The organism is Escherichia sp. KCJ4928 (genome assembly GCF_004352695.1).
GTDB lineage: Bacteria > Pseudomonadota > Gammaproteobacteria > Enterobacterales > Enterobacteriaceae > ECMA0423.
This window is the reverse complement of sequence record NZ_SJWV01000121.1, coordinates 1-12,567: the sequence shown is the minus strand read 5'-3', so window position 1 is coordinate 12,567 and position 12,567 is coordinate 1. Positions and strand designations below refer to the sequence as shown.

Below are 12,567 nucleotides of genomic sequence, written 5' to 3'. Positions count from 1 at the left end.
AATCAACTGTGACAGGATGAAAAATCGCCATCAAACATTTAGCCTAATTTTTACGCTAGTTATTAATGTAATCATTCTAATACTTAACCGCCATTAAACTCAGAACCTAAAACGATAGTGGCCGTCCTATAACAGCCACTAACATCTAACTTAATGTTTAACCATGACGTGGCGGACGACGGTGTAATCCTCCAGCCCATAAAGTGACATATCCTTGCCGTAACCAGAAAGTTTCTGCCCACCGTGCGGCATTTCACTTACCAGCATGAAATGGGTATTGACCCAGGTACAACCATATTGCAGCCGTGCGCTGACGCGATGCGCCCTGCCCACATCTTTCGTCCATACCGAAGATGCAAGTCCGTACTGGCTGTCATTCGCCCAGTTCACCACCTGTTCTTCGTTGTCGAAGGGCGTAACACTCACTACTGGACCAAATACCTCTTTTTGCACGATGGCATCGTCCTGTAATGCGCCAGCCAGCAGCGTCGGCGCATAGTAATAGCCATTACCCTTGCGCTTTTCACCGCCAGTGATCACTTTGATGTGCCCTGTCGCTTTCGCCTCTTCTACTGCCTTGCTGACGCGTTCGAGATGCGCCAGCGAGCTTAAAGGTCCAAGCTCCGTAGACTCGTCATCCGGCGCACCAGATTTTAACGTTGCCACCGCAGCACCCAGTTTTTCCACCAGCGTATCGTAAATGCCTTTTTGCGCGTAGATCCGACAAGCCGCAGTACAATCCTGTCCAGCATTGTAATAGCCAAATGTACGTACACCTTCGACCACTGCTTCAATATCCGCATCATCAAAAACAATCACTGGCGCTTTGCCACCAAGTTCCATATGAGTACGCTTAATGGACGACGCGGTATGGCTGATGATGTGCTCGCCGGTGGCGATAGAGCCCGTCAGCGACACCATCCGCACTTTGGGATGACCGGTCAGCGGATCACCCACCGTTTTGCCTCTGCCAAACAGTACGTTAATCACGCCTGCCGGGAAGATATCTTTCGCCAGCTCTGCCAACTTCAACGCGGTCAGCGGGGTAATTTCTGATGGTTTAAGCACTACGCAGTTCCCTGCCGCCAGCGCCGGAGCCAGTTTCCACGCTGCCATCATCAGCGGATAATTCCACGGTGCGATAGAAGCCACGACCCCCAACGGATCGCGACGGATCATCGAAGTATGACCTTCAAGATATTCACCTGCCGCCAGACCATTCAGACAGCGCGCCGCACCCGCGAAAAAGCGAAAAACATCGACAATCGCCGGGATTTCATCATTGAACGCACTATGCAGCGGTTTGCCACAATTACGGGACTCCAGTTCGGCAAAAACCTGACCATTTTCTTCGATAACATCAGCCAGTTTCAGCAGACATTCCGCACGCACTTTCGGCGTGGTTTGCCCCCATTCGGCAAATGCTGCATCTGCCGCGCGCACAGCAGCATCTACCTGCTCTGCGGATGCCTCGGCAATCTCCAGTAAAACGTCCCCCGTTGCCGGATTATAGACAGGCTGTTTTTCCCCTTCGCCGCTAACCAGTTCTCCGTTAATCAGTAACTTATGTTGCATAGCATATTCCTGTATCAGTGGTTATTGACCATTGTCGCCTTCGCGGGTTAGCCACCAGGCCCCCAGGATCGGCAAGGTTGTTACCAACATAACCAGCAGTGCCACCACGTTAGTTACCGGTACATCACGCGGTCGCCCAAGCTGATTGAGCAACCACAACGGTAACGTTCGTTCATGACCTGCCGTAAAAGTCGTAACGATGATTTCATCGAACGACAAGGCAAACGCCAGCATTCCTCCTGCCAGTAGCGCCGAACTGAGATTCGGCAACACTACGTAGCGGAAGGTTTGCCAGCCATTGGCCCCAAGATCCATTGACGCCTCAACCAGACTCCACGAGGTGCGGCGAAAACGGGCGATGACATTGTTAAACACCACCACTACGCAAAAAGTCGCATGACCGACCACGATGGTGAAAAATCCCGGCTCCAGATTGATGGTTTTAAAAGCGGTTAATAGCGCCAGACCAGTGACAATGCCCGGCAGCGCAATGGGCAGCAGCAGTAACAGCGAAATGGCGTTTTTGCCGAAAAAGTCTCGTCGCCACAGCGCGGCAGCTGCCAGCGTCCCTAACACCAGCGCAATTAATGTCGCCAGCGCCGCCACTTTAAGTGACAGTGTCACGGCATCAAGAATATCACTACGCTGTGCTGCCACGCTAAACCAGCGCAGCGTCAGGCCCTGCGGTGGAAAACTAAACGCCGCATCTTCAGTGTTAAACGCATAAGCGGCGATAATCAGGATGGGAAAATGTAGGAAAACCACGCCGCCCCAGGCCGCCAGTTTGAGGAAAAACGGTGCGCGTTCAGAGTGCATCGAACGCTCCCAGACGTTTCACGAACGCCAGGTACAGTGCGATGAGAACAATCGGCACCAGGGTGAATGCCGCCGCCATCGGCATATTGCCAATCGCCCCCTGCTGGGAATAAACCATATTGCCGATAAAATATCCTGGAGGACCAACCAGCTGCGGGACGATAAAATCGCCCAGTGTGAGTGAGAAGGTAAAGATAGAGCCAGCGGCAATACCCGGGATTGCCAGCGGCAGCACCACATAGCGAAAGGTTTGTCGTGGACGTGCGCCGAGATCAGCCGACGCCTGCAACAATGACGGCGGCAAACGCTCAAGCGCCGCCTGAACGGGCAGGATCATGAACGGCAACCAGATATAGAGAAACACCAGAAAGCGCCCCAGCCCGGAAGTTGACAGCGTATTTCCGCCCACCGCAGGTAATGTAAGGAACGCAGTCAGCAGTGGTTCCAGCCCAAGATGTTGTAAAAACCACTGAGCCACGCCATCTTTTGCCAGCAATAACGTCCAGGCATAGGCTTTAACAATGTAGCTCGCCCACATCGGCAACATTACCGCAATATAAAAAAAAGCTTTCATTTTCCCGCTGGTATAGCGCGCCATATACCACGCCATTGGAAAAGCCAGAATGGCGCTGGCGATAGTGACTGCCACAGCCATAGTCAGCGTGCGGAGAATGATGTCGTAATTCGCCGGATTAAACAGCGCACGGATATTCGCCAGCGTCAGTTCCGGCGTTACCGACATGGTGAAATCGTCAAAAGTATAAAATCCCTGCCATAACAGTGTCAGCAGCGAGCCGAAATAGACAATGCCAAACCACATTAGCGGGCCAAGCAGCAGTAAAAACAGCCCCAGCCCCGGATTACGCCAGAAGAAACCGGACACCTTACCCAGACCTGGACGTGAAGGTGATTGCAATACATTCATCGCCATTCACCTCTCCTCAACCAGCGGCACCATCACATCACGCGACCAGGAAACCATCACCTGTTGTCCGGGCGTGAGCGTGGCAGGCAGTTCTTCGCCTGTCATATTGGCCTGACTCACAAGCAGTTTTTCACCGCCGTTCAATTTCAGTTCAAAACGAGTTGCCGCGCCCTGATATTGCACCGCCTGGATCGTGCCATTGGCCTGCAGTTCACCAGGGGTGTTGAGGCGGATATGTTCCGGTCGCAGGGCGAAGCTTCCCGTCATGCCACAAAGTTTCTCTGCCATCAGTCCATCAAAAACGTTGGATGTCCCGACGAATCCGGCAACAAACGGCGTGCGCGGGCGCATATAGAGATCGCGCGGGGAATCGACCTGCTCAATGCGTCCATTATTGAAAACCGCCACACGATCGGACATCGATAACGCTTCGCCCTGATCGTGGGTAACGAAGATAAAAGTGATACCGAGAGACTGTTGCAGTTTTTTCAGTTCCAGCTGCATCTGCTCACGCAATTTGAGATCCAGTGCGCCGAGCGGTTCATCCAACAGCAATACGCGCGGTTCATTCACCAATGCTCTGGCGATAGCAACCCGCTGGCGCTGACCACCAGAAAGTTGTGACGGTTTACGTTGATGTACAAACCCCAACGCCACTTTCTCCAGCGCCTCTTGCGCCATTGCGTGCCGCTGCTTTTTATTCACGCCTTTGACCATCAGCCCATAGGCGACATTGTCAAGAATCGACATATGCGGAAATAGCGCGTAGTCCTGAAAGACAGTATTCACGTCCCGCTCCCACGGTGGCAGATTGCTGGCGGGTTTACCAAAGATAGAGATAGCCCCGCCGGAAAGCTGTTCGAAGCCAGCAATCAGGCGCAGGCAGGTGGTTTTGCCGGAGCCGGACGGCCCCAGCATAGAGAAGAACTCACCATCTTTTATCGCAATACTGACGCCATCTACTGCGCGCACGTCACCGTACAACCGCGAGACGTTGTCAAACTCCACTGCGTACGTCATAAAGCACCCCAGCGAAGTTAGCGACCGCCCATAATGGCAATGTAATCCTGCGTCCAGCGACTGTAGGGAACAAACTTGCCCCCTTCTGCTATAGGCGTTTTCCAGAAGGCGATTTTGTCGAAATAGTTAAAACCGTTGGTTTCACAACCTTTTTCGCCTAATAACGGACTGGCTTTACACCCTTCCGGCACTACCGGTAACGAGCCAAACCAGGCCGCCACATCGCCCTGCACTTTTGGCGTTAATGACCAGTTCATCCATTTGTAGGCGCAAACCGGATGTTTCGCTTCGCTATGCAGCATGGTGGTATCAGCCCAACCGGTAACACCCTCCTTCGGGAAAACGGTAGCAACAGGCTGGCCTTCGGCTTTCAGGGCGTTGGCCTGATAGGGCCAGGCACTGGAAGCAACCACACCCTCGTTTTTGAAATCGCTCATTTGCACGGTAGTGTCATGCCAGTAGCGATGGATCAAACTGTGTTGAGCGCGCAGCACTTTCAGCACCGCCTGGTACTGTTCTTCGGTGAGTTGATACGGATCGCTGATGCCCAACTGCGGCTGAGTGGCTTTAACGAACAACGCAGCGTCCGCAATGTAGATAGGGCCATCATAAGCCTGAACGCGGCCTTTATTGCTCTTGCCGTCCGGCAGATTTTGCTCAACAAAAACCACTTGCCAGCTATCCGGCGGCGTCGGGAAGGTTTTAGTGTTGTACATCAGCAGGTTCGGCCCCCATTGGTAAGGTGTGCCGTAAACTTTGCCGCCAACGTTAAACCAGTCGCCTTTAACCACGCGCGGATCGAGCGTTTTCCAGTTGGGAATCAAGGCGGTATTAATCGGCTGCACGCGTTTTCCCATAATCAAACGCAGCGAGGCATCGCCGGATGCCGTAACCAGATCGTAACCCCCTTTGGTCATCAGACTGACCATTTCATCGGAAGTCGCGGCGGTTTTCACATTCACCGCGCAGCCTGTCTCTTTTTCGAATTGCGTTACCCAGTCGTATTGTTTATCAGTTTGTCCGCGTTCGATGTATCCCGGCCAGGCGATAATATCCAGTCGCCCTTCCGGTTTATCTAAATTGGTAGGTGGTTCGGCGGCGTGAGCGGTCATTATTGTCATGCTGAGCGCACACAGGCTGCTGCGGGCAAATGTCTTGCTCATAAAGTCTTACTCCTGTCGTAATTAATTGTTCAGCCGCCGTGCCGTAAAAATATCTCCTTGTTTAACCATAGACGGCGGCTAGCAGGCACACCTTCGCCCCTGAGAAAATTTAATCAGGTTGTGAGCTACCGCGCATTATGCCGTTTGAGAAGCTATCTTCTGGAGTATAGACAAGGAGTTAGGAAATATGACTGCTATTCGAAATTCATATTACCCAACCTGAGAGAAATTGAATGGGGATCTATTTCAGGTATTCTTTAATAAGGTGACCTAATTGTTTTACCGCCTGTTCTTCACGTTCTCCCCACTGCCACGCGGTATTAAAACGAAAAAAACGTGACCAGTTTTCACCGGTAGAAAACATTTTACCCGGCGCAATACTGATATGATGCGTCAGTGCCGCCAGGCTTAATTCGCCGGCATCTAACGGCTCGGGGAGCTCCAGCCAGAGAAAATAACCGCTGTCACTATGATGAATTTTAACTTCCGCAGGCAGATAACGCAGCAGTGTCTGCCAGGCACGTTGTTTACGTTCCGCAAGCTGGCGACGCAGGCGACGAAGATGGGCGTCGTATCGGCGCGTGGAAAGGTAATCCACCAGCGCAAGTTGCATCGGTGAGCTGGTGGAAAGCGTACTCATCAACTGCAAGCGTTGAATTTTACGTGCATGTTTTCCGGCGGCGACCCAACCAATACGAAAACCAGGCACCAGACATTTCGAAAACGAAGAGCAATGCAAAACGCCATCGTGGCGATCCCACGCTTTCGCAGGCAGCGGTTTTTCCCGTCCAAAATAAAGTTCGCTGTAAACGTCATCTTCAATCAGCGTTACGTTGTACTGATTGAGTAACGCCACCAGTTGTGCTTTTTTTTGCGGCGTTAAGGTAAATCCGAGTGGGTTCTGGCTATTAGTCATCAGCCAGCACGCTTTCACCGGATAATCCTGCAACGCCAGTTCCAGCGCCTGAAGATCGATCCCTTCTTTAACATCCGTCGCCACCGATAACGCCTTCAGCCGTAGCCGCTCCAGCGCCTGCAACGCGCCATAGAAACAAGGATTCTCTACTATCACCCAATCGCCCGGTTCAGTTACCGCTTGCAAACTGAGGTTTAATGCCTCTAACGCCCCGGCAGTAATGACAATTTCATCAGGAGAAATGGTGATGCCCTGTAAGGCATAGCGACGAGCAATAGCCTGACGCAGTTCTGCGTTTCCTGGCGGTAAGTTTTCAATCACGCTCATCGCCGTGGCGGTTTTGCTTACCTGCGCCAGCGAGCGGTTTAGTTGTTGGAGGGGGAAAAGTCGCGGGTCGGGAAAGGCCGAGGCAAACGGAACGACCGACGGATCGCGACTGGCCTGCAACATATCAAAAATATAAGTGTTGATATCGACTGCTTCATCTCGAGTGACTGGAATGACTGGCGCTTTCGGCATTTTTATTGCCTGTGGCGCAACGTAATAACCCGACTGCGGTCGTGCGATAATATATCCCTGACTTTCGAGCAACTGATAGGCATGGCTGACAGTCATAAAGCTCATGCCTGAAAGCGCCACCTGGTCACGCAACGAAGGCAAACGATCGCCGGGTTGCCAGATACCCGACGCAATCTGCTCGCGTAATTGTTCTGCAAGCTGCTGGTATTTTTTCATTATCGAATCGTAATTATGTGCAGATGATTCGGCAGTCTATATCAGTTGTTAAAAATGACAACTTTTCGTTAACTGTAATTAAACCATCACCAGCGATAACTCTTTGCCAAGCGCCTTTGCCGCAAGCTGGACGGCGTCGATTTTTGTCGCATGGTGCAAGTTAAATAGGCGAGTAATCTCCTGTTTAGGTTTGCCAATTCGCCTGGCTAACTCTTGCTGAGTGATTTCTGACTGTAAAAAAGCATTTAACAGCAATACTTTAGAGGCGACGCTCAAAGGTACTTCAATAAAGTGATCATGACTATTTAATGGCGAAGGTAACGGGATAAGCTCGTTATCTTCAAAATAAAAATCAAATGCGGTCAGTAAAGCATCTTTTGCCGCTTCCATCGCTTCAGCGACAGTTTCGCCCTGCGTCAACGCTTCAGGGATATCCACAAAAGAAACCATATAACCGCCTTCCGGCGCGGGTGTAAGAGTGACGGGATAACGCATAATTTCGACTGTCTCTCGCATGTCATTAACCTTTTTAATTGGCGATTAACTCAAACCGAGTTGTTTCAGGATTGCTTTACGCAGGGGTGACGCGGCATGACACTGCGCCTCCCATGAAACCTGAGTTTCAAATGGTTGCTGCCATTCGCTACATCGACGCCCTGAGATTCGAGCCAACGTCTGAACTCGCTTTGTTTCACATCGCCTCCCTGCCGCTGAGTATATCAACAAAGTAAACATTAGTGTTTACCTCCGTGTGTAATTTGCTCGAAAATAGCACTAAATCGCCGCAACGGCAGAATGCCATGCAAAATCAGGAAGGAAGATTCCAGAATTTCTTTGCGCTAATTTGCAAAACTGAATAATAACCTCAAGAAACGATCGGCATCATAGCGGCAAAAGGTAAGAAAAAGGTGGCAGGATGTTTACGAAGGCGTTATCGGTTGTCTTATTAACGTGTGCGCTGTTCTCAGGACAACTCATGGCAGGGCACAAAGGACATGAATTTGTGTGGGTAAAGAATGTGGATCATCAGCTGCGTCATGAAGCGGACAGCGATGAATTGCGTGCTGTGGCGGAAGAGTCGGCGGAAGGTTTGCGCGAGCATTTTTACTGGCAAAAATCGCGCAAACCAGAAGCGGGACAACGTTGAGTCATTTGTTGCCGGATGCGGCGAGACGCCTTACCCGGCAGGCAATATCATGCAGATTCAATGAGTTGTGAGTAACCAGAAAACTGGCGTTTTACCCTTTTCGCTTAGGCAATGTTTTCAGCAGCTCATCCGGACTTACGGATGCCACTACGCTTCCCGGTAACGGCATTTTCAGTATGTGATTTTTGATTTTGCCAATGACGTGCATCTCGCATGGGCGGCAATCAAACTTTAGCGTTAATACTTCATCGCCGTTAACCAGTTGCATTGGCGTCGCCTTCCAGCTTTTGATATTGCCTTTCGCCTGTTTCGGGCACAGATTAAAGGCAAAGCGCAGACAATGCTTGGTGATCATCACCGGGACTTCGCCCTTCTCTTCATGTGCTTCATACGCCGCGTCAATCAGCTGCACACCATAGCGATGATAAAATTCACGCGCTTTCTGGTTGTATACGTTCGCGAGGAAACTCAGATGCGTTTGCGGATAAACCGGCGCAGGATCAGCAACCGGTTTACGGCTGCCGCGCTGGTAACTGGCAAGACGCGCAGCATCCAGCATGTCAGCAGCTTCACGGCGGAACTGGTTTAACAGACTGTTTGGTACAAACAGCGCCCCCGGCAAATTAATTTGCACATCGCGGGCGTAATAGAGGGTTTGCCCCAGTTTTGCCAGACCATCCTTCAGATTGTTCATTGCTTTTTCGGCGTTATTGGCTTCGTCGAACTGCCCGTCCAGCGTATGCGTGATGCTGACACCCTCTTCACTGGTGAGGGTCAGAATCAGTTGTTCCTGCCAGCCGCCCAGTTCAATGTCTACCGCCACCCGACGTTCGCTGGAGGTTTTTGTCAGTGCCTGCTGCCAGTTATGATCAAGATTACGGTTTAGTGGGTGATGTGGACGAATTTTGTGCAAATCTGCTGGCATTTCATTGGGCCAGACGCGGTACTGATTTTCTCCGGTTTTCTCGACCGTATTGGCACGAAAACCGACGACTTCACGTTTAATCATCACGTTCAGGCCATCACCATTTGCCAGTGGCTCGGTGACGGCAACATCGAGATGATCTTTCGCCACTTTCAATACTTCGCCTACCGGCAGGCCGATAAATTTCGGCGAATCGAACGCGCCAATATCGCCTTTACGGGCATTCACAAAATAATCTGTGCTACCACGGTGGAAAGTCTTTTCCGTCGATGGAACAAAGAAATGTTCAGTACGACCTGATGAAGCGCGCGCCAGATCGCCACGTTCTTCAATAATGGCATCAAGCATCTGGCGATAATGGGCGGTGATATTCTTCACGTAGCTCATATCTTTGTAACGCCCTTCAATCTTGAAGGAGCGTACGCCAGCATCAATCAGCGCGCCGAGGTTGGCAGTCTGATCGTTATCTTTCATCGACAGCAGATGTTTTTCATAGGAAACCACCCGCCCCTGATCGTCTTTCAATGTGTATGGCAAACGGCACGCCTGCGAGCAATCACCACGGTTGGCGCTACGCCCTGTTTGCGCATGAGAAATGTAGCACTGACCCGAATAGGCCACGCACAGTGCCCCATGAATAAAGAATTCAATGGTCGCGTCCGTGGCCTGGTGAATCGCGCGGATCTGCTCAAGATTCAGCTCTCGCGCCAGCACAATCTGCGTGAAGCCAACATCAGAGAGGAACTTCGCTTTTTCTACTGTACGAATGTCGCACTGCGTACTGGCGTGCAGTTCAATCGGCGGAATATCAAGTTCCAGAATCCCCATATCCTGAACAATCAGCGCATCGACACCGGTCTGGTAGAGGTCGGTAATCAGCCGTTGCGCGGGTTCCAGCTCATCATCATGCAAAATGGTGTTAAGCGTGACGAAAATTTTTGCACCATAACGATGGGCAAACGGCACCAGCTCGGCAATATCTTTCAGGCTATTACTGGCATTATGACGGGCACCAAAACCAGGGCCGCCGATATAAACAGCATCGGCACCGTGCAAAATAGCTTCGCGGGCAATGGCGGCATCGCGTGCCGGGCTTAACAGTTCAAGTCGATGAGAAGATACGGTCACATTCTTATCCAGTAGCTGAAAAATGGCGGCTATTTTAGCCACAAGCGCGACGTTGCGAAATAGTTTTCCCGCTTAACTGCGCGGGTAATGGATGAGGGAATGAAAATGTACGGTTTGCTCCCCACCATTACGATAGATATGCGTGACGTCTGCAGCAAATCGAACGCCTTCCCCACAATTAAGGGTCTGCCATTCCCCATCAACGCACAGATCAAGTTGTCCATCAATGACGACGACATGTTCGATTACCCCCTTCTCATGGGGCGTCGATTCGCTTATTGCACCAGATGCCATCTGAATCGAGAAGTGTTCGAAGCAGAGTTGTGGATCATAAGGAAACAGCGAAGTGATCACCATCGCCTGCTGTTGTGGATCATAAACTGAAGGCGTAGCGGACTGCGGCGGAGAAATAAATGTTGAAAATGGTACGTTCAACCCGGTGGCAATTTTCCATAATGTCGCGACCGTCGGACTGGACTCATTACGCTCAATCTGCCCTAACATTGCTTTAGAAACGCCCGTCGCTTCTGCCAGTCGCGAAAGACTCCAGCCGCGCTGCTGGCGTAGTTGTTTAAGTGTGGTGGATAAAAAGCGAGCGAGATTTTCCATGCGACTCCTCCGGCAAAACGGAAGTTTATCACTTGTGCGTTATAACGGACAAATGCTACGGTGCCTGTACGCTATAACGCACGAGGTGACTATGCGTCTGTTTTCTATTCCTCCACCCACGCTACTGGCGGGGTTTCTGGCGGTATTAATTGGCTACGCCAGTTCAGCGGCAATAATCTGGCAAGCAGCGATTGTCGCCGGAGCCACCACTGCACAAATCTCTGGCTGGATGACGGCGCTGGGGCTGGCAATGGGCGTCAGTACGCTGACTCTGACATTATGGTATCGCGTACCTGTTCTCACCGCATGGTCAACGCCTGGCGCGGCTTTGTTGGTCACCGGATTGCAGGGACTAACACTTAACGAAGCCATCGGCGTTTTTATTGTCACCAACGCGTTAATAGTCCTCTGCGGCATAACGGGACTCTTTGCTCGTCTGATGCGCATTATTCCGCACTCGCTTGCGGCGGCAATGCTTGCCGGGATTTTATTACGCTTTGGTTTACAGGCGTTTGCCAGTCTGGACGGTCAATTTACGTTGTGTGGAAGTATGTTGCTGGTATGGCTGGCAACCAAGGCCGTTGCGCCGCGCTATGCGGTAATTGCCGCGATGATTATTGGGATCGTGATCGTTATCGCGCAAGGTGACGTTGTCACAACTGATGTTGTCTTTAAACCCGTTCTCCCCACTTATATTACCCCTGATTTTTCGTTTGCTCACAGCCTGAGCGTTGCACTCCCCCTTTTTCTGGTGACGATGGCATCGCAAAACGCACCGGGTATCGCAGCAATGAAAGCAGCCGGATATTCAACTCCTGTTTCGCCATTAATTGTATTTACTGGATTGCTGGCACTGGTTTTTTCCCCTTTCGGCGTTTATTCCGTCGGTATTGCGGCAATCACCGCGGCTATTTGCCAAAGCCCGGAAGCGCATCCGGATAAAGATCAACGTTGGCTGGCAGCTGCCGGTGCAGGCATTTTCTATTTGCTCGCAGGTCTGTTTGGTAGTGCCATTACCGGGATGATGGCTGCCCTGCCCGTAAGTTGGATCCAGATGCTGGCAGGTCTGGCGCTGTTGAGTACCATTGGCGGCAGTTTGTATCAGGCGCTGCATAATGAGCGTGAGCGCGACGCGGCGGTGGTGGCATTTCTGGTAACGGCAAGTGGATTGACGCTGGTCGGGATTGGTTCTGCGTTCTGGGGATTAATTGCCGGAGGCGTTTGTTACGTGGTGTTGAATTTAATCGCTGACAGAAACCGATATTGACATCCTCCACGCCCTGAAGGACGTGGATCCCTGCTACGTTCAGGCTGTCGCCTGAATCATTTCGGTGGGTTCCTGCTTCAACGGGCGGCCTGACTGCACCATCCCTCCACAGGCAAGAACGGCGTGCCCCGCCGCTAAAATGTTACGAGCGCCGTTTACATCGGCGTTCGCTGTATATCCACATACCTGGCATCTGAATTTACTTTGTGACAGACGATTTTCTTTCGCTGTATGACCACAGCACGCGCAACGCTGGCTTGTATACGCTGGCGGAACAGCAAGCACCTGACCGCCACGCCAGAGCTGCTTGTACGCAAGCTGGCGGCGCATTTCATACCAGC

General features: G+C 51.5%; 12 protein-coding genes and 1 pseudogene. 2 read left to right on the top strand and 11 right to left on the bottom strand.

Annotated features, from left to right (window positions below; translation table 11 throughout):
• Positions 1–150: 150 nt before the first annotated feature.
• The 8 genes and pseudogenes from patD to E0D98_RS16300 all read right to left on the bottom strand — a co-directional run bounded on the left by patD (position 151) and on the right by E0D98_RS16300 (position 7,845).
• Positions 151–1,575 carry an aminobutyraldehyde dehydrogenase gene (gene patD, locus E0D98_RS16335; protein WP_001163892.1) on the bottom strand — a complete coding sequence of 475 codons (1,425 nt, stop codon included), beginning with the start codon at positions 1,573–1,575 and terminating at the stop codon, positions 151–153.
• Positions 1,576–1,596: 21 nt separating this feature from the next.
• Entirely contained in the window at positions 1,597–2,391 is a 795-nt protein-coding gene (locus E0D98_RS16330) for an ABC transporter permease (RefSeq protein WP_000555458.1), read from the bottom strand.
• Positions 2,381–3,322, bottom strand: coding sequence for an ABC transporter permease (locus tag E0D98_RS16325; RefSeq protein ID WP_001251315.1), 942 nt, complete (start codon positions 3,320–3,322; stop codon positions 2,381–2,383). The genes E0D98_RS16330 and E0D98_RS16325 overlap by 11 nt, the downstream gene beginning before the upstream one ends.
• Positions 3,323–4,336: an ABC transporter ATP-binding protein gene (locus E0D98_RS16320; RefSeq protein WP_000220396.1), complete on the bottom strand. Its 1,014-nt coding sequence runs from the start codon at positions 4,334–4,336 to the stop codon at positions 3,323–3,325.
• 17 nt (positions 4,337–4,353) lie between these two features.
• Complete coding sequence (ydcS, locus tag E0D98_RS16315; RefSeq protein ID WP_000047424.1) at positions 4,354–5,499, bottom strand: putative ABC transporter substrate-binding protein YdcS; 1,146 nt, start codon at positions 5,497–5,499, stop codon at positions 4,354–4,356.
• A 241-nt stretch (positions 5,500–5,740) separates the two neighbouring features.
• Positions 5,741–7,150, bottom strand: coding sequence for a PLP-dependent aminotransferase family protein (locus E0D98_RS16310; protein ID WP_047087022.1), 1,410 nt, complete (start codon positions 7,148–7,150; stop codon positions 5,741–5,743).
• A 78-nt stretch (positions 7,151–7,228) separates the two neighbouring features.
• Positions 7,229–7,645: a type II toxin-antitoxin system antitoxin HicB gene (gene hicB, locus E0D98_RS16305; protein ID WP_001270286.1), complete on the bottom strand. Its 417-nt coding sequence runs from the start codon at positions 7,643–7,645 to the stop codon at positions 7,229–7,231.
• A 45-nt stretch (positions 7,646–7,690) separates the two neighbouring features.
• Positions 7,691–7,845 (bottom strand): annotated as a pseudogene (locus tag E0D98_RS16300) (mRNA interferase).
• A gap of 221 nt (positions 7,846–8,066) precedes the next feature.
• Here E0D98_RS16300 and E0D98_RS16295 point away from each other — a divergent pair.
• Entirely contained in the window at positions 8,067–8,297 is a 231-nt protein-coding gene (locus E0D98_RS16295) for a YncJ family protein (protein WP_000494244.1), read from the top strand.
• 91 nt (positions 8,298–8,388) lie between these two features.
• On the opposite strand, the gene rlhA is transcribed toward E0D98_RS16295, so the two are convergent.
• Together rlhA and sutR are read right to left on the bottom strand one after the other, a co-directional pair.
• Positions 8,389–10,350, bottom strand: coding sequence for a 23S rRNA 5-hydroxycytidine C2501 synthase (gene rlhA, locus E0D98_RS16290; protein WP_001307191.1), 1,962 nt, complete (start codon positions 10,348–10,350; stop codon positions 8,389–8,391).
• A gap of 72 nt (positions 10,351–10,422) precedes the next feature.
• Entirely contained in the window at positions 10,423–10,959 is a 537-nt protein-coding gene (sutR, locus tag E0D98_RS16285) for a DNA-binding transcriptional regulator SutR (protein WP_000429155.1), read from the bottom strand.
• A gap of 52 nt (positions 10,960–11,011) precedes the next feature.
• On the opposite strand from sutR, the gene ydcO reads away from it, so the two are divergent.
• Positions 11,012–12,226 (top strand): BenE family transporter YdcO, encoded by a 1,215-nt coding sequence (gene ydcO / locus E0D98_RS16280; protein WP_071601296.1) that lies wholly within the window; start codon positions 11,012–11,014, stop codon positions 12,224–12,226.
• Positions 12,227–12,265: 39 nt separating this feature from the next.
• Here the strand turns inward: ydcO and E0D98_RS16275 are convergent.
• Positions 12,266–12,567 (bottom strand): zinc ribbon domain-containing protein (locus E0D98_RS16275; RefSeq protein WP_074015763.1); only part of this gene is annotated, 302 nt, incomplete at its 5' end.

Bases quoted from the DNA above. Each gene is read 5' to 3' on its own strand.
- sutR (WP_000429155.1), bottom strand. From the start codon at position 10,959: ATGGAAAATCTCGCTCGCTTTTTATCCACCACACTTAAACAACTACGC.
- hicB (WP_001270286.1), bottom strand. From the start codon at position 7,645: ATGCGTTATCCCGTCACTCTTACACCCGCGCCGGAAGGCGGTTATATG.
- ydcS (WP_000047424.1), bottom strand. From the start codon at position 5,499: ATGAGCAAGACATTTGCCCGCAGCAGCCTGTGTGCGCTCAGCATGACA.
- E0D98_RS16325 (WP_001251315.1), bottom strand. From the start codon at position 3,322: ATGGCGATGAATGTATTGCAATCACCTTCACGTCCAGGTCTGGGTAAG.
- ydcO (WP_071601296.1), top strand. From the start codon at position 11,012: ATGCTACGGTGCCTGTACGCTATAACGCACGAGGTGACTATGCGTCTG.
- E0D98_RS16295 (WP_000494244.1), top strand. From the start codon at position 8,067: ATGTTTACGAAGGCGTTATCGGTTGTCTTATTAACGTGTGCGCTGTTC.
- E0D98_RS16320 (WP_000220396.1), bottom strand. From the start codon at position 4,336: ATGACGTACGCAGTGGAGTTTGACAACGTCTCGCGGTTGTACGGTGAC.
- E0D98_RS16330 (WP_000555458.1), bottom strand. From the start codon at position 2,391: ATGCACTCTGAACGCGCACCGTTTTTCCTCAAACTGGCGGCCTGGGGC.
- E0D98_RS16310 (WP_047087022.1), bottom strand. From the start codon at position 7,150: ATGAAAAAATACCAGCAGCTTGCAGAACAATTACGCGAGCAGATTGCG.
- patD (WP_001163892.1), bottom strand. From the start codon at position 1,575: ATGCAACATAAGTTACTGATTAACGGAGAACTGGTTAGCGGCGAAGGG.